Origin of the sequence: Leclercia barmai, assembly GCF_049312895.1 — a bacterium.
Taxonomy (GTDB): domain Bacteria; phylum Pseudomonadota; class Gammaproteobacteria; order Enterobacterales; family Enterobacteriaceae; genus Enterobacter; species Enterobacter barmai.
This window is the reverse complement of record NZ_JBMNWZ010000001.1, coordinates 1468875-1485237: the sequence shown is the minus strand read 5'-3', so window position 1 is coordinate 1485237 and position 16363 is coordinate 1468875. Positions and strand designations below refer to the sequence as shown.

At 59.4% G+C, this 16363-nt stretch carries 15 protein-coding genes; 5 read left to right on the top strand and 10 right to left on the bottom strand.

All coding sequences use genetic code 11. The features are described 5' to 3' along the window. Positions 1–172 precede the first annotated feature (172 nt). Positions 173–748, bottom strand: a complete 576-nt coding sequence (locus ACOYA6_RS07070) for a TetR family transcriptional regulator (protein WP_422654354.1) — start codon at positions 746–748, stop codon at positions 173–175. Between the two features lie 115 nt (positions 749–863). Here ACOYA6_RS07070 and ACOYA6_RS07065 point away from each other — a divergent pair, with 115 nt between their 5' ends. Next, on the top strand, positions 864–2351 hold the full coding sequence (locus ACOYA6_RS07065; RefSeq protein WP_039028716.1) for an MFS transporter: 1488 nt from the start codon (positions 864–866) through the stop codon (positions 2349–2351). Positions 2352–2440: 89 nt separating this feature from the next. Here the strand turns inward: ACOYA6_RS07065 and ACOYA6_RS07060 are convergent, their stop codons facing one another. The 8 genes from ACOYA6_RS07060 to ACOYA6_RS07025 form a co-directional block, all read right to left on the bottom strand. After that, on the bottom strand, positions 2441–2758 hold the full coding sequence (locus ACOYA6_RS07060; RefSeq protein ID WP_039028717.1) for a helix-turn-helix domain-containing protein: 318 nt from the start codon (positions 2756–2758) through the stop codon (positions 2441–2443). A gap of 76 nt (positions 2759–2834) precedes the next feature. After that, a complete protein-coding gene (locus tag ACOYA6_RS07055; RefSeq protein WP_422654353.1) occupies positions 2835–4061 on the bottom strand; it encodes a Zn-dependent hydrolase in 1227 nt (408 codons plus the stop codon). After that, positions 4058–4540 (bottom strand): L-2-amino-thiazoline-4-carboxylic acid hydrolase, encoded by a 483-nt coding sequence (locus ACOYA6_RS07050; protein ID WP_039028719.1) that lies wholly within the window; start codon positions 4538–4540, stop codon positions 4058–4060. Before ACOYA6_RS07050 ends, ACOYA6_RS07055 begins: the two co-directional genes overlap by 4 nt. 17 nt (positions 4541–4557) lie before the next feature. Beyond that, complete coding sequence (locus ACOYA6_RS07045; RefSeq protein ID WP_138368989.1) at positions 4558–5715, bottom strand: branched-chain amino acid ABC transporter substrate-binding protein; 1158 nt, start codon at positions 5713–5715, stop codon at positions 4558–4560. A gap of 27 nt (positions 5716–5742) precedes the next feature. Next, positions 5743–6462, bottom strand: coding sequence for an ABC transporter ATP-binding protein (locus ACOYA6_RS07040; protein ID WP_422654352.1), 720 nt, complete (start codon positions 6460–6462; stop codon positions 5743–5745). After that, positions 6455–7222 (bottom strand): ABC transporter ATP-binding protein, encoded by a 768-nt coding sequence (locus tag ACOYA6_RS07035; RefSeq protein ID WP_138368987.1) that lies wholly within the window; start codon positions 7220–7222, stop codon positions 6455–6457. Before ACOYA6_RS07035 ends, ACOYA6_RS07040 begins: the two co-directional genes overlap by 8 nt. Continuing rightward, the gene (locus ACOYA6_RS07030) at positions 7219–8325 is read right to left on the bottom strand and encodes a branched-chain amino acid ABC transporter permease (RefSeq protein WP_422654351.1); all 1107 of its coding nucleotides are present in this window, start codon (positions 8323–8325) and stop codon (positions 7219–7221) included. Before ACOYA6_RS07030 ends, ACOYA6_RS07035 begins: the two co-directional genes overlap by 4 nt. Positions 8326–8334: 9 nt before the next feature. Continuing rightward, positions 8335–9285: a branched-chain amino acid ABC transporter permease gene (locus tag ACOYA6_RS07025; RefSeq protein WP_039028724.1), complete on the bottom strand. Its 951-nt coding sequence runs from the start codon at positions 9283–9285 to the stop codon at positions 8335–8337. 171 nt (positions 9286–9456) lie between these two features. Between ACOYA6_RS07025 and ACOYA6_RS07020 the strand changes: the two genes are divergently transcribed. Further along, positions 9457–10389 (top strand): LysR substrate-binding domain-containing protein, encoded by a 933-nt coding sequence (locus ACOYA6_RS07020; RefSeq protein WP_139565120.1) that lies wholly within the window; start codon positions 9457–9459, stop codon positions 10387–10389. Positions 10390–10616: 227 nt separating this feature from the next. Here ACOYA6_RS07020 and yddG read toward each other — a convergent pair whose 3' ends face one another. Then, positions 10617–11504: an aromatic amino acid DMT transporter YddG gene (gene yddG / locus ACOYA6_RS07015; RefSeq protein ID WP_422654350.1), complete on the bottom strand. Its 888-nt coding sequence runs from the start codon at positions 11502–11504 to the stop codon at positions 10617–10619. 220 nt (positions 11505–11724) lie between these two features. Here yddG and fdnG point away from each other — a divergent pair, with 220 nt between their 5' ends. The 3 genes from fdnG to fdnI are packed head-to-tail and all read left to right on the top strand — an operon-like array spanning position 11725 to position 16317. Next, positions 11725–14772 carry a formate dehydrogenase-N subunit alpha gene (gene fdnG / locus ACOYA6_RS07010; protein WP_422654349.1) on the top strand — a complete coding sequence of 1016 codons (3048 nt, stop codon included), beginning with the start codon at positions 11725–11727 and terminating at the stop codon, positions 14770–14772. Between the two features lie 11 nt (positions 14773–14783). Beyond that, entirely contained in the window at positions 14784–15668 is an 885-nt protein-coding gene (fdxH, locus tag ACOYA6_RS07005; protein ID WP_138368982.1) for a formate dehydrogenase subunit beta, read from the top strand. Further along, on the top strand, positions 15661–16317 hold the full coding sequence (gene fdnI, locus ACOYA6_RS07000) for a formate dehydrogenase-N subunit gamma (RefSeq protein ID WP_039028730.1): 657 nt from the start codon (positions 15661–15663) through the stop codon (positions 16315–16317). The genes fdxH and fdnI overlap by 8 nt, the downstream gene beginning before the upstream one ends. The last annotated feature ends 46 nt before the right edge of the window (positions 16318–16363 follow it).

Below are 16363 nucleotides of genomic sequence, written 5' to 3'. Positions count from 1 at the left end.
GGCAGAAAGAGAAATACATTCAGGCAGATGCCTGAAATTCTGATGAGAATTTTTTGAGTGGTTTTGGGAGTCTTCTGAAAGAATAGATAAAAAAGCGAACCCCTGACAAAAGAAGGGAGAAGAGGATTCGCTTAATGTGTTACAAATCGTAACAGTTAAATGAAATTAATGGTTAATAAAGCTCAAGCGTAATTAAGGTTTCGAGATGCTGATTAAATGCGGTCTCGTCCATTTCCGGCATATTTAACACGTAAAAACTATCGAGGCCGCAGACCAGACCTATTAAGCGCCAGGCGATATTTTCCGGGCGATCGTTAAGCGTAAAAGCCTTTGCGTCTGCCCCGGCGCGAATTATGTCTACCGCCTCCTGATGCCACATCTCCATCGTTAATACGTAGGCGCCTTTTATTTCGTCGTCGCGAATAGCTAACAGCTGCGCTTCGCGCCACAGGCGGATATAGGGCTCGAAACTGCGGTCGTCGCTGCCGAGCATAGAATGCAGGCGTTCACGCCAGCTGGCGTTTTCTGCCACCACGTCGGCGTCCAGCAGGGTGCGGATCAGGCGCACAAAGGCCTGGGCTTTCAGTTCGCCTGCGGAGGAGAAGTGGTGATGGACCTGACCTGTCGCCACTTTTGCCTCGGCGGCGATACGTCTGACGGTCATTGCGGTAAAGCCTTCGCTTAGGGCCACGCGCATGGCGGCCTGCAAAATCTCTTCCCGCCGTTCGTCCTTGCTCAGATAGCTCATTTCTTTTCACTCTCAACCCGGGGACAACGAGTGTAACAAAAAGCTGGACATGCGTTCAACTTTACGTAGGATCCGGTTCTGGACATGTGTCCAGTTTTGGAAAATAAGGAAATTTATGTTTCGTCAGTGGTTAGCGTTAGTGATTATCGTGCTGGTCTATATCCCGGTCGCGATTGACGCCACGGTGCTGCACGTCGCCGCGCCGACGCTGAGTATGACCCTGGATGCCAGCGGCAATGAACTGCTGTGGATCATTGATATTTACTCGCTGGTGATGGCCGGTATGGTGCTGCCGATGGGGGCGCTTGGGGATCGGATTGGCTTTAAGCGTTTGCTGATTCTGGGCAGTAGCCTGTTCGGGCTGTCGTCGCTGGCGGCGGCATTTGCGCCCACGGCCGGGTGGCTGATTGCGGCGCGGGCGCTGCTGGCCATCGGTGCGGCGATGATTATTCCCGCCACGCTCGCCGGGATCCGCACGCTGTTTGCCGACGCACGGCAGCGCAATATTGCTCTCGGCGTCTGGGCGGCGGTGGGATCGGGCGGTGCGGCCTTTGGCCCGCTGATCGGCGGCATGCTGCTGGCGCACTTCTACTGGGGCGCGGTGTTTCTGATCAACGTCCCGATTGTGCTGCTGGTGGTCTCTCTGGCGGCGCGTTTTGTGCCTGCGCAGGAAGGGCGGCCCGAACAGCCGCTGAACATCACCCATGCCCTGATGCTGATCGTGGCGATTTTGCTGCTGGTCTTCAGCGCTAAAACCGCGCTGAAAGGGGCGCTTTCGCCGTGGCTGGTGGCGGTTACGCTCTTAACGGGCGGGATGATGCTGTTTGCTTTTGTACGCATCCAGCTGCGCGCCCGCACGCCGATGATCGACATGCGGCTGTTCGGCCATCGGGTGATTTTAAGCGGCGTGGTGATGGCGATGACGGCGATGATCGCCCTGGTGGGCTTCGAACTGCTGATGGCTCAGGAGCTGCAGTTTGTCCACGGCTTCACGCCGTTTGAAGCGGGAATGTTTATGCTGCCGGTGATGGTGGCCAGCGGTTTCAGCGGGCCGATTGCCGGGGTGCTGGTGGGGCGTCTTGGGCTGCGGATCGTGGCGACCGGCGGCATGGGGTTAAGCGCGCTCAGCTTCACGGGCCTGTCGATGCTCGATTTCAGCACCCAGCAGTGGCAGGCCTGGAGCCTGATGGTGCTGCTGGGGTTTAGCGCGGCGAGCGCGCTGCTGGCGTCCACCTCGGCGATCATGGCCGCTGCGCCAAAAGAGAAAGCCGCCGCCGCAGGGGCGATTGAGACCATGTCCTATGAGCTGGGTGCGGGGCTGGGGATTGCGATTTTCGGCCTGCTGCTGACCCGCAGTTTTTCGGCATCGATTGAACTGCCCCAGGGGCTTGACGCATCCCTTGCCGGGCAGGCTTCATCTTCAATTGGCGAGGCGGTGAAAGTCGCGCAGGATCTGCCACCGACTCTGGCGGAATCAGTGATTGAGGCAGCGAAAACGGCGTTTATTACCTCCCACAGCGTGGCGCTGGGCAGTGCGGGGGCGATGCTGCTGGTGCTGGCGGTGGGGATCTGGTTTAGTCTGAAGAAGGTGTCGCAGCGGTAAAAAACGCCCGGCGGCGCTGCGCTTGCCGGGCCTACAATTTCACGTAGGCCGGATAAGCGCAACGCATCCGGCTTTTTTAAGCTCTCATGTCAGACCATAAAAACTTCCGGACCTTTGATATCAATGATATTAATAATTCGCAGCGCCGCTTTATTGGGTTTACTTTCGTTTCGCTCCCACTTCGATACGCTTTCAACCGACATTCCGGTCGTTATGGCCAGGGCTGCCTGCGACATGTTATAGCGCGTACGTACTTCTTTAATCTCGCCACCGGTCATCTCGCGAACTGCCGGAATATGACGAGCAGCCACTGCAGCATCTATGGATGCCAGCGTCTCATCTTTAACAACACCTAATTTGTTGTAACGCTGAGCCATGCCCTGAATACGTTTCAGCCGTTCAGTCATCACAAGTTACCTCTATCAGTTCTTTATCAGCTACCCGTAAGCATGGCTATAGTCACGATTACGGGTTTTTTCAATCCTACAATTCCTGCGCGGCGCTCAACACGCTGTGCAACAACACGTTTGCCCCTTTCTCGGACCACTCCGGCAGGATTTTTTCCGCTTCGTTATGGCTGATGCCTTTCACGCAGGGGATAAAGATCATGCTGGCCGGGGCGATTTTGCTCACGTAACAGGTATCGTGCCCGGCGCCGGAAACCATCGATTTCGAGGAATAGCCCAGCGCGGCCACGGCGTTTTCCGTGCGGGCAAGACAGGCCTCGTCAAATGCAATCGGCGCATAGTCGAAGATGCGCTCGACGTTGGCGCTGACGCCACGGGCAGAGAGATCCGCCGCCGCCTGATGCAGTGCTGCTTCCATCGCCTCCAGCGCCTCGCTTTGCGGATGACGGAACTCGACGCTACACACCACCCGGGACGGAACGACGTTGCGCGAATTTGGGGTCACGTTCGCCATGCCGATGGTCGCCCGGCCATCAGGGGTATGCTGATAGCCAATCTCTTCCACCTTCAACGCCAGCTCCGCAAAGGCGGTCAACGCATCGCGGCGGCTGTGCATCGGCGTGGTGCCCGCATGCGCGGCAAAGCCGTCGAGGGTAATGGTGAACCAGCGCTGGCCCATCGCCGCACGCACCAGCCCGATATCAATGGCTTCATCTTCCAGAATCGGTCCCTGTTCGATATGCAGCTCATAACAGGCGTGGATCGGGAAGGCGCGGGCAGGGCGCTCGCCGCGATAGCCGATGGCCTCAAGGGCATCGCGCACCGTGACCTTTTTGCTGTCCATCCTGGCGTAAGCAAACTCTTCGCTAAGCTGACCCGCCCAGACGCCAGAGGCGAGCATCGCCGGAGCAAAGCGCGCGCCCTCTTCGTTGGTCCAGTTCACCAGCACGATATCGCGCTCGGTTTCGACCTGACGATCGTTCAGGGTGCGCAGCAGCTCCAGTCCGGCCAGCACGCCGTAGATCCCATCATAGTTGCCGCCGAGCGGCTGGGAGTCCACGTGCGAACCGGTCATCACCGGGGCAAGCGCCGGGTTTTTACCCGCGCGGCGGATAAACATATTGCCCATGCTGTCCACCTCGCAGGTAAAACCGGCCTCCAGCGCCCAGTCGCGCAGCAGGTTGCGGGCAATGCGGTCTTCCTCGCTCAACGCCAGACGGGTGACGCCGCCCGCGGGCGTGCCACCGATCTGCGCCATCATCTCCAGCGTCGACCACAGACGGTCTGCGTTAACGCGGATCATGCTTTGTCCCTGGTGCTGCGATAGCGGAAGTCGCAGCATGCGCCGCCCTGCATAATGGTGGTGGTGCGGGTTAGCTCCACGTCCGGGGCATAGCCGACGATAAATTTCTCGTCGCGGGCGCAGGAGAGCAGGTGGCCGATTTCGCCGAGGCCCATCTCGTGGTACATCTCAGCATAGCGACAGCGGGTGACGTTGTAGTTGTACTGCTGGTCGTCGGCGTCGATCACCTTCACGTCGAGGGCGTTATCCTTCTCCCACAGATACTGCAGGGCGATAAAGCTCTTCACGTCCGCGCCGTCCGGCTCCTTGCTGGCAAACTCTTTCCCTGCGTTAATAGCGGCCTGCTCAATGGCCTCGCCAATCACTGCCTGGGCGCGGGTCTTACCGATCTCACGCACCAGAATCTCGTAAATTGGCTTAATAATTTCTGCTTCAATTTTGCGGCGGGCGAGAATGCCCAGCTCATTATTATCACTCATCACATTGCCTCACTGCGTTATTTAGCTTTTGCGCCGCCGAGCACGGTTTGCGGCTGCCATTTTCCATCGACCACTTTATAGACGGTGAACGACGGCGCTTTCAGGTTGCCCTGAGCGTCAAAGGCGATCTGCCCGGTAACGCCGGAGTAGCTGATGGCGCGCAGGGCAGGCAGGTACTCTGAAGGATCAACCGAGTCAGCTTTCTCCATTGCCGCCACCAGCACGCGGGTTGCGTCGTAGGCGAACGGAGCGTGGAGCTCGATATGGGTGTGGTAGCGGGACTGATACGCCTGCTCGAAGGTTTTGCCGCCCGGCATCTGATCCACCGGCAGGCCCGGCTCCAGCGCGACAACGCCTTCACCCTCTTTCTGCGCCAGCTGGAGGAAGGTCTGGCTGACAAAGCCGCCTGCGCCCATCAGGGTGGTGTTCATGCCCAGCTGCTTGATACGACGCGCCAGCGGTGCTGCCTGGCTGTCCACGCCGCCGAAGAAGATGAGGTCGGCGTTTTTGCTGCGAATGGCGGTCAATACGGCGCTAAAATCGACGGTCTTGTCGTCAACGTACTGACGGTCGACAATCTTCACGCCCTGCGCTTCCAGCGATTTAATAAACTCGTCGGCCAGACCCTGACCAAAGGCGGTACGGTCGTCGATCACCGCGATGCGTTTCGCTTTCAGGGTGTTGATGGCGTACTGCCCGGCAAACTGGCCGCCATCATCGTCGTGGCCCATCACGCGGAAACTGGTGTCGAAGCCCTGTTTTGTATAGGCATGACCGGTGGCGACCGGCGCGACCTGGGCGATACCGGCATCGTGATAGACACGCGCCGCCGGAATGCTGGTCCCGGTGTTCCAGTGACCGACCACGCCCGCCACGCCGCTGTCCACCAGGCGCTGCGCCACGGCCACTGCGGTGCGCGGATCCGACTGGTCATCCTCCGACTGCAGCTTGAAGGTCACCGCTTTGCCGCCGATGGTCGGGTGCTGCTTGTTGATGTCGTCAATCGCCAGCTGCGCACCGTTCTCCAGATCTTTACCGATACGGGCAGACGGGCCGGTCAGCGGGCCCGCCAGGCCGATCACCACGGTTTCGCTGTCGGCGGCCCAGGTGCCGGTTGAAGCAAACCCGCTGAGCAGAATGGCGGCGCTGAGCGCACTGATTTTTATGCTTTTCATTGTTTTTCCCTGATATTGGTTGGTGTGTTAAGCGGGCATTTCGCCCAAATAAATCTGTGCAATCTGGTCGTCGTCGAGCATCGCCTTTGACGCGCCGTGATGGACGATGCTGCCGCTGTCCATTACCCAGGCCTGGTCGGTCACCTCCAGTGCCAGCCGGGCGTTTTGCTCGATCAGCAACAGGGCCACGCCGCGCTCGCGCAGCCCGGCAATGACGGCAAATATGTTCTCGACCATTTTGGGCGCGAGACCCATCGAGGGTTCGTCGAGGATCAGCAGGCGCGGGCGGCTGAGCAGGGCGCGGTTAAGGGCTAAGAGCTGTTGCTCCCCGCCGGAGAGCAGCCCGGCCAGCTGGTGCTGGCGTTCGCCCAGGCGCGGGAAGCGTTCGAAAATCTCGGCCATCTCCTGCTTCACCGTGACAGTGTCACGCCGGAGCCAGGCCCCCATCTGCAGGTTTTCCAGTACCGTCATGCGGGCGAAGATGCCGCGTCCTTCCGGGACCATCACCAGCCCGTCGCGCAGCAGCGCTTCGGCTTTCTGCTTGCGTACCGGCTGGCCGTTAAATTCGATGTTGCCGCCAAAACGCTCCAGCCCGGTGATGGCCCGCACGGTGGAGCTTTTGCCCGCGCCGTTCGCGCCAATCAGCGTGGCCTGTTCGCCTTCGCGCAGGGTAAAGGAGACGTCCCGCACCGCCTGGATGCCGCCGTAATGCACGTCCAGACGTTCCACTTTCAGTAATTCAGACATGGGCATTGCCTCCAAGCCAGGCGGCGATCACCGCCGGGTCGCGGCGCACGCTGTCCGGCGTGCCGCTGGCCAGGGTTTTGCCGTAATCCAGTACCGTCAGTCGATCGCAAATGCCCATCACCAGCTTGACGTCGTGTTCAATCATCAGCAGCGTTTTCCCGTCGTCACGAATGCGGGTCAGCAGCTCCCCCAGGGCGACTTTTTCTGCAGCGTTCATCCCGGCGGCGGGTTCATCCAGCGCCAGCAAAAGCGGATCGGTGGCCAGGGCCCGGGCGATCTCCAGCCGACGCTGATGGCCGTAAGCCAGATCGCAGGCGCGGTAGTGGGCAAACTTTGCGATGCCGGTGTACTCCAGCCAGTGCCAGGCCTGCTCAAGCGTCTGCGCCTCTTCTTCCCGGGCGCGCTTGTGCCGACTCAGCGCCGCCCACAGCCCGTTGCGGGTGCGGACGTGGCGACCGACCATCACGTTCTCCAGTACCGACATCTCGTTAAACAGACGCACGTTCTGGAAGGTGCGGGCTATCCCTGCGGCGGTCACTTTCTCGATCTGCGTCGGGAAATAGGCTTTATCGGCAATGGCAAACTCCCCACTGTCCGCCGGGTAGAGGCCGGTGATCAGGTTGAAGCAGGTGGTTTTGCCCGCGCCGTTGGGGCCGATCAGGCCGTAGATCTCACCCTTATTAATGGAGAGCGAGACGTTGTCCACGGCGGTCAGGCCGCCAAAACGTTTGGACATGTTGCGCACGGTTAACAGGCTCATGCTTTCATCTCCTTATGACGGACCGGCCAGATGCCCGACGGGCGAACCAGCATCACCAGCACCAGCGCCAGGCCGTAGAACAGCTGGCGGAGGATCTCCGGGTCAATCAGCACCGAACCAAACAGCGCCTGCTGAACCGGGGCCGCCTGGCTGCGCAGCAGTTCCGGCAGGGCAGTCAGCAGCACCGCGCCGAGGATCACGCCGGGGATATGGCCCATCCCGCCCAATACCACCATCGCCAGCACCGCGATGGACTCCTGCAGGGTGAAGGACTCCGGGGAGACAAAGCCCTGGAACGCACCGAACAGCGCGCCCGCCACGCCACCAAAGGAGGCGCCCATGGCAAAGGCCAGCAGCTTAAAGTTGCGCACGTTGATGCCCATCGCCCGGGCGACGTCTTCATCTTCGCGGATGGCGTGCCAGGCCCGGCCAATGCGGGAGTGCTGCAGGCGCAGGCAGACGAAAATAATCCCCACAATCACCAGCATCAGCAGGTAGTACCACAGCCACAGGGCGGGCACCTTGAAGCCGAACCAGTGGTAAACCCCGCTGAACTTGAGGCCGAACAGGTTCAGGGTATCGACGCCGGTAATGCCTTTCGCGCCGTTGGTGATGTTCACCGGGCGGTCGAGGTTACGCATCAGAATGCGGATGATCTCCCCGAAGCCGAGGGTCACGATTGCCAGGTAATCGCCGCGCAGCTTCAGCGTCGGCGCACCGAGCAGTATGCCGCACACCGCCGCGACCAGCGCCGCGATGGGGATAATCAGCAGATACGAGGTATGCAGCCCATCCGGGAACCAGACGTTGAGGATCGGGAACACCTCCGCCAGATGCGGCGAGGCCAGCAGCGCCGCCAGATAGGCACCGACGGCGTAAAAGGCGATAAAGCCCATATCCAGCAGGCCGGTGTAGCCCACCACGATATTCAGCCCCAGCGCCAGCATGATGTAGAGCAGGGCGAAGTCGATCACCCGCACCCAGTAGTTGCCGCCGAGCTGGGTGGCGACAACCGGCGCAAGCAGCAGGGCAAGCACGAACAGCGTCATGCCGGACCAGAATTTACGGCTGGCCGCAGGCGTTTTGATTTCAATAGCAATCATGATTTTCCCTTATGCCCTGTGCGCCACGCGCTCGCCCAGCAGGCCCGCCGGACGGAAGACCAGTACCAGAATCAGCACGATAAAGGCGAAGACGTCCTGGTAATTACTTCCGAACACGCCATGAGTCAGTTCGCCGAGATATCCGGCGCCCAGCGCCTCGATAATACCGAGCAGGATCCCGCCAATCATCGCCCCGCGAATATTGCCGATGCCGCCGAGCACCGCCGCGGTAAAGGCTTTAATGCCGGGCAGGAAGCCCATCGAGAAGCTGGCGTTGCCGTAGTTGCTGGCCATCATCACCCCGGCGAGCGCGGCAAAAATGCCGCCGATGGCGAAGGTGAGCGTGATGATGGCGTTCGGATTGACGCCCATCAGGGTGGCGACGCGCGGGTTTTCGGCCACCGCGCGCATGCCGCGTCCGAGGCGGGTGTACTCCACGAGCAGCCAGAGCGCGGTCATGACGATCAGGGCCAGCGCCACGGTGACGATGCCGGTAACGGTAATGATGGCGGGCGGATGCGCCTCGCTGCCCGCGGTGACGGCAATCGGGTCCATCGGCAGGATCTGCGGGAACATCAGCGGGTTACGCGTCCAGATCACCATCGCCACGGTTTGCAGCAGCACCGACACCCCAATCCCGGAGATCAGCGGCGCCAGTCGCGGCGCGTTGCGCAGGCGACGATAGGCAAAGCGTTCAACGGCCATCGCCAGCAGGGCGCAGACCGCCATGGCGATCAGCAGCGCAAAGCCGAGCTGCAGCAGTTGAGGCATGGCCGGGAAATGGCTGTTGAGCACGTTCAGCCCCGACAGGGTGGTCAGCGCGCCGACCATCAAAATATCGCCATGGGCGAAGTTAATAATGCGCAAGATGCCATACACCATGGTATAGCCCAGCGCGATCAGCGCGTAGATGCTGCCCAGCATCACGCCGTTGATCAGTTGTTGTATGAGTGTGTCCAACGTTATTACCCGACAAATTGCTCTTTTCAGCGGATAACATCTATTAATTGAATTAAATTGTGAAATACGCATATATTCTTTCTTATGACATCTGGAGCTTGCTTTATCTGATTGATTTTAAAGATGATGATAAATGGCTGATTCACCTGATTATCCACAACAGATCAACATATGAATAAAACAGAACAATCAATGGGTTTACCGGCCTTTGCCGAGAGCCGACTGGCGAACGATCCACCCCTGCGGGCGGTACGGGCTTTCGAGGCGATTGCCCGGCTGGGTAGCGTGACGCTTGCGGCGCAGGAGCTGGCGATATCGCCGTCGGCGGTGAGCCATCAGCTGAAGGTGCTGGAAGGGTACTTACAGATGCCGCTGACCGAGCGGCAGGGGCGCAGGCTGATCCTCAGCCAGCAGGGCCGGGACTATTACCGCTCGATCCGCGCGGCGTTTAACGTGCTGCGCCAGGCCACAGAGCATCTGGTGGAGCAGGTACAGACCCGCCAGGTCACTATCAGCCTGATCCCGCTGTTTGGGATGGGGTGGTTTATCCCGCGTCTGCCTGCCTTTATGCGCGCTAACCCGCAGACCGAGATTAATGTGGTTTACGCCAATCATCGCAACTATCTGAGCGACGCCTCGGACATGTCCATCCGCTTTGGCAACGGTCAGTGGGCGGGATACCAGAGCGAAAAGCTGATCTCCGGGCAGATGGTGCCGGTCTGTAGCCGGGCGTTTTTGCGCCTGCATGGCCATATCGACACCCCGGAACAACTGTTGCAGATGCCACTGCTGCACGATGAGGAGCGTGTGACCTGGCAGCAGTGGTTTGTTCAGCAGGGGGTAAAACGCCCGCCGCGCCGCAGCGGCCCGATGTTCGAGGATGGGCTTTTAACCCTGGCGGGGGTTCAGGCAGGGCTGGGCTGCGCCCTGATGCGCGAGCCGCTGATCGCTCCATATCTGGAGAGCGGCGAACTAGTGAAGATTTTCGATATGCCGATTGATGATGGCCGGGATTATTACCTGTGCGTGCGCCAGGACGGGGAGATGACCCAGGACGGGAAGTTGTTGCAGAGCTGGTTGAGGCGGGCGGCGGAGCAGGAATAGATACACCGTAATGTAGGCCGGGCAAGCGTATGCGCCGCCCGGCGTTGCCCCCTTGCCGGGTGGCGGCTACGCCTTACCCGGCCTACGAAAGAGGGACCATTATCTGTGACCGGGAATGCCGGGGTAAAACGCCGGGTGGCGGCTTCGCCTTACCCGGCCTACGAAACTACGAAACCTGTAGGCCGGGCAAGCGCATGCGCCGCCCGGCGTTGCAGGCCGCAGAAACGTCAACCCACCCGCGACCTGGTCGCATACCAGCACAACAGCGACCCCGCACACACCAGCATCGCACCCTGCCAGAAACTCAACGACAGCGGGGCGTTGAGCAGCACGGCCGCCAGCGCTGCCGACAGCACCGGGGTAAAATAGGACGCCGCCGCCAGCAGCGTCACGTTGCCGTGTAAAATACCAATATTCCACGACGCATAACCAAACCCCAGCGCCACGCCGCACATCAGGAGTTTGATCACCACCGGCACGCTAAACACCATCGCGGGCTGATCGCTGAAGGCGTATTTCAGCCACAGGGTTAGCGCCGTCAGCAGCACAAACAGCGTGATCCCGTTCTGGCCGTTGGCGTATTTGCTGGTAACGGTGCAGTAGGCCGCCCAGATAAAGGCCCCCGCAAAGGCGAGGCCGTAACTCAGCGGGTTAGAGACAAGGTTGCGGGCAATATCCGCCGGGTCGAGCCCGTTTTCGCCGCCCAAAACCCAGCTGACGCCCAGCAGGGCGATAATCAGACCCGGGATCACCCACAGGGTCGATTTCTGGCCGTTGAATAAAATGGCAGACACGATGGTCAGGCTAGGCCAGAGATAATTTACCATTCCCACTTCAATCGCCTGGTGGCGGGTGGCAGCATAGCCTAACGACAGGGCGAGGCAGATCTCGTAGCTGACAAACAGCGCGCTGCCGGCAATCAGGTAGCGGGGCGAGAAACGGCGCAGGTTGGGGAAGCCCACCGTCACCAGACAGAGTAATCCGCTGAGCGTATAGATTGCCGCTGCGCCCCCGACCGGGCCCAACCCCTCGCTGACACCTCTGATCAGACCCACCATCGTGCTCCAGAGCACAATCGCGGCCAGACCGATCAGGGTGGCTCTTTTTCTGTCCATCATCTTTCCACTGGCTAAACATTTCAGGGGCAAATTTATAGCACTGTTTCAGTACCTTCCGCGAATTAATCTGCGCTGCAGTAACCCTTTAGCGTTAGTAAAAGCCGCCAGCGCTGACTATTAAGAGGGCGAAGATCGGCGATATTGATTTGCCGCAAAAAAAACAGGGGCTTTGCTGTTAGTTTTCCGCCGGACTTCTCAATTTCTAACGAGGACAACGATGGACGTCAGTCGCAGACAGTTTTTTAAAATCTGCGCGGGCGGTATGGCCGGAACAACAGTCGCTGCTCTGGGGTTTGCCCCCAAAATGGCGCTGGCTCAGGCGCGCAACTATAAGTTGCTGCGTGCCAAAGAGATCCGTAACACCTGCACATACTGCTCCGTGGGATGCGGGCTATTGATGTATAGCCTGGGTGATGGCGCGAAGAACGCTAAAGAGTCGATTTACCATATTGAAGGCGACGCCGATCATCCGGTCAGCCGCGGGGCATTATGCCCGAAAGGGGCCGGCCTGCTGGATTATGTCCACAGCGATAACCGTCTGCGTTACCCGGAATACCGCGCGCCGGGCTCCGACAAATGGCAGCGGCTCTCCTGGGATGAGGCCTTTACGCGCATCGCGAAGCTGATGAAAGCCGACCGCGACGCCAACTTCGTCGAGACCAACGAGCAGGGCGTGACGGTGAACCGCTGGCTCTCAACCGGGATGCTGTGCGCCTCTGCGGCAAGTAATGAAACCGGCATGCTGACGCAAAAATTTGTGCGCTCACTCGGCATGCTGGCAGTAGACAACCAGGCGCGCGTCTGACACGGACCAACGGTAGCAAGTCTTGCTCCAACATTTGGTCGCGGTGCGATGACCAACCACTGGGTTGATATCAAAAACGCTAACGTCGTGGTGGTGATGGGTGGTAACGCCGCTGAAGCCCATCCGGTGGGATTCCGCTGGGCGATGGAAGCGAAAAACAACAACGATGCGACGCTGATCGTCGTCGATCCGCGCTTTACGCGCACGGCGTCGGTGGCAGACATCTATGCGCCGATACGCTCCGGTACGGACATTACGTTCCTCTCCGGCGTGCTGCTGTACCTGATTGAAAACAATAAAATTAACGCCGAGTACGTTAAGCACTACACCAACGCTAACCTGCTGGTGCGGGAAGACTTTGCCTTTGATGACGGGCTGTTCAGCGGCTATGACGCCGAAAAAGGCCAGTACGATAAGTCCACCTGGAACTATCAGTTCGATGAGAACGGTTACGCGAAACGCGATGAAACCCTGACCGACCCGCGCTGCGTGTGGAATCTGCTGAAAAAGCACGTCTCCCGCTATACGCCAGAGGTGGTGGAGAACATCTGTGGGACACCAAAAGCCGACTTCCTGAAAGTGTGCGAAGTGCTGGCCTCCACCAGTGTCGCGGACAGAACCACCACGTTCCTCTATGCGCTGGGCTGGACGCAACACACCGTGGGTGCGCAGAACATCCGCACCATGGCGATGATCCAGCTTCTGCTCGGCAACATGGGCATGGCCGGTGGCGGGGTGAACGCCCTGCGCGGTCACTCCAACATTCAGGGGTTAACCGATCTGGGGCTGCTGTCGACCAGCCTGCCGGGCTATCTGACCCTGCCGTCGGAGAAACAGACCGATCTGCAGAGCTACCTGACGGCCAGTACGCCGAAAGCGACGCTGCCGGACCAGGTGAACTACTGGAGCAACTATCCGAAGTTCTTCGTCAGCCTGATGAAATCCTTCTATGGCGACGCGGCGCAGAAGGAGAACGACTGGGGCTTTAACTGGCTGCCGAAATGGGATCAGTCTTACGACGTCATCAAGTATTTCAACATGATGGCGAAGGGCAAGGTGACGGGCTACATCTGCCAGGGCTTTAACCCGGTGGCGTCATTCCCGGATAAGAACAAGATTGTCGCCAGCCTGAGCAAGCTCAAATACATGGTGGTGATCGACCCGCTGGTGACCGAAACCTCAACCTTCTGGCAGAACCACGGCGAGATGAACGACGTGGATCCCGCCTCGATTCAGACCGAAGTGTTCCGTCTGCCGTCGACCTGTTTCGCGGAAGAGGACGGCTCCATCGCCAACTCCGGCCGCTGGCTGCAGTGGCACTGGAAGGGGCAGGACGCGCCGGGTGAAGCGCGCAACGACGGCGAAATCCTCGCCGGGATTTACCATCGCCTGCGGGAGATGTACCGCACCGAAGGCGGCAAAGGCGTCGAGCCGCTGCTGCGCATGAACTGGCACTACAAACAGCCGGATCACCCGGAGTCCGAAGAGGTGGCAAAAGAGAACAACGGCTGTGCGCTGGCCGATCTCTTTGATGCCAACGGTGTGCTGATTGCGAAGAAAGGCCAACTGCTGAGCAGCTTTGCCCATCTGCGTGATGACGGTACTACCGCGTCGTCGTGCTGGATCTACACCGGGAGCTGGACCGAACAGGGCAACCAGATGGCTAACCGCGACAATGCCGACCCGTCAGGGCTGGGCAATACGTTGGGCTGGGCCTGGGCGTGGCCGCTGAACCGTCGCGTGCTTTACAACCGCGCCTCGGCGGACGTCAACGGTAAGCCGTGGGATCCGAAACGGATGCTGATCCAGTGGAACGGCAGCAAGTGGACCGGGAACGATATTCCGGACTACAACACCGCCGCGCCGGGCAGCAACACCGGGCCGTTTATCATGCAGCCGGAAGGGCTGGGACGTCTGTTCGCCATCGACAAGCTGGCGGAAGGGCCGTTCCCGGAACACTACGAGCCGATGGAAACGCCGCTCGGGACTAACCCGCTGCACCCGAACGTAGTCTCAAGTCCGGTAGTACGTGTGTACCAGGAAGACGCTGTGCGCATGGGTAAGAAAGATAAATTCCCGTACGTCGGCACCACCTATCGCCTGACCGAGCATTTCCACACCTGGACCAAGCATGCGCGACTGAACTCCATCGCCCAGCCGGAGCAGTTTGTGGAGATAAGCGAAACCCTGGCGCAGGCCAAAGGCATTGCCAACGGCGATCGCGTTAAGGTCAGCAGCCAGCGTGGATTTATTCGCGCCGTGGCGGTGGTGACCCGTCGTCTGCAGGCCCTGAACGTTCACGGCCAGCAGGTGGAAACCGTCGGTATTCCGCTGCACTGGGGCTTTGAAGGGGTGGCGCAGAAGGGCTATATCGCCAACACCCTGACGCCTGCAGTCGGGGATTCCAACTCGCAAACGCCGGAGTACAAGGCGTTCCTGGTCAACATCGAGAAAGCCTGAGGAGCGAAAACATGTCGATGGAAACACAAGACGTCATCAAACGCTCCGCCACCAACGGCTTTACCCCCGCGCCTCGTGCGCGGGATTACAAAGCGGAAGTGGCAAAGCTTATCGATGTCTCCTCCTGCGTGGGCTGTAAAGCCTGCCAGGTGGCCTGTTCCGAGTGGAATGATATCCGCGACGAGGTGGGGCATTGCGTCGGGGTTTACGATAACCCGGCCGATCTGAGCGCCAAATCCTGGACGGTGATGCGTTTTAGCGAAACCGAGCAGAACGGCAAGCTGGAGTGGCTGATCCGCAAAGATGGCTGTATGCACTGCGAGGACCCGGGCTGTCTGAAAGCCTGTCCGTCCGCCGGGGCGATCATTCAGTACGCCAACGGCATCGTCGATTTCCAGCAGGATAACTGCATCGGCTGCGGGTACTGCATCGCCGGGTGTCCGTTCAACGTGCCGCGCCTCAGCAAAGAGGATAACCGGGTTTACAAATGCACTCTGTGCGTGGATCGCGTCAGCGTCGGTCAGGAGCCGGCCTGCGTGAAAACCTGTCCGACCGGTGCCATTCACTTCGGTACCAAGAAAGAGATGCTGGAAGTGGCGCAGCAGCGCGTCGACAAGCTGAAAGCGCGCGGCTATGCCAGTGCGGGGGTTTATAACCCGCAGGGCGTGGGGGGGACGCACGTGATGTATGTCCTGCACCATCTCGACCAGCCGGAGCTGTATCACAATTTGCCGAAGGATCCGGCGATCGATACCTCCATCAATCTGTGGAAAGGGGCACTGAAACCGCTCTCGGCGGCGGGCTTTATCGCCACCTTTGCCGGGCTTATTTATCACTACATTGGGATTGGGCCGAACAAAGAGGTGGATGACGATGAGGAGGAGCACCATGAGTAAGTCGAAGATGATTGTGCGCACGAAGTTTATCGACCGCGCCTGTCACTGGACGGTGGTGATCTGCTTCTTCCTGGTGTCGCTGTCGGGGATTTCGTTCTTTTTCCCGACCCTGCAGTGGCTGACGGAGACTTTCGGCACCCCGCAGATGGGACGTATTCTGCATCCGTTCTTTGGCGTGCTGATCTTCGTGGCGCTGATGTTTATGTTTGTGCGTTTTGTGCATCACAACATTCCTGATAAACAGGATATTCCCTGGGTGAAGGGCATTGTTGAAGTGCTGAAGGGCAACGAGCATAAAGTCGCCAGAGTCGGTAAATACAACGCCGGGCAGAAGATGATGTTCTGGACCATCATGAGCATGATCTTTGTGCTGCTGGTGACCGGGGTGATTATCTGGCGTCCGTACTTTGCGCAGTATTTCCCGATGCAGGTGGTGCGCTACAGCCTGCTGATCCACGCCACGTCGGCCATTATCTTGATCCACGCCATTCTTATTCATATGTATATGGCTTTCTGGGTTAAGGGCTCGATTAAAGGGATGATCGAAGGGAAGGTGAGCCGCCGCTGGGCGCAGAAGCACCATCCCCGCTGGTACCGGGACGTAGAGCGTATGGAAGCGCAGAAAGAGAGTCGTGAAGGAATGAAGTAATCCCATCGCCTGTTGTGCCCGGCGGCGCTGCGCTTGCGCGGCCCTA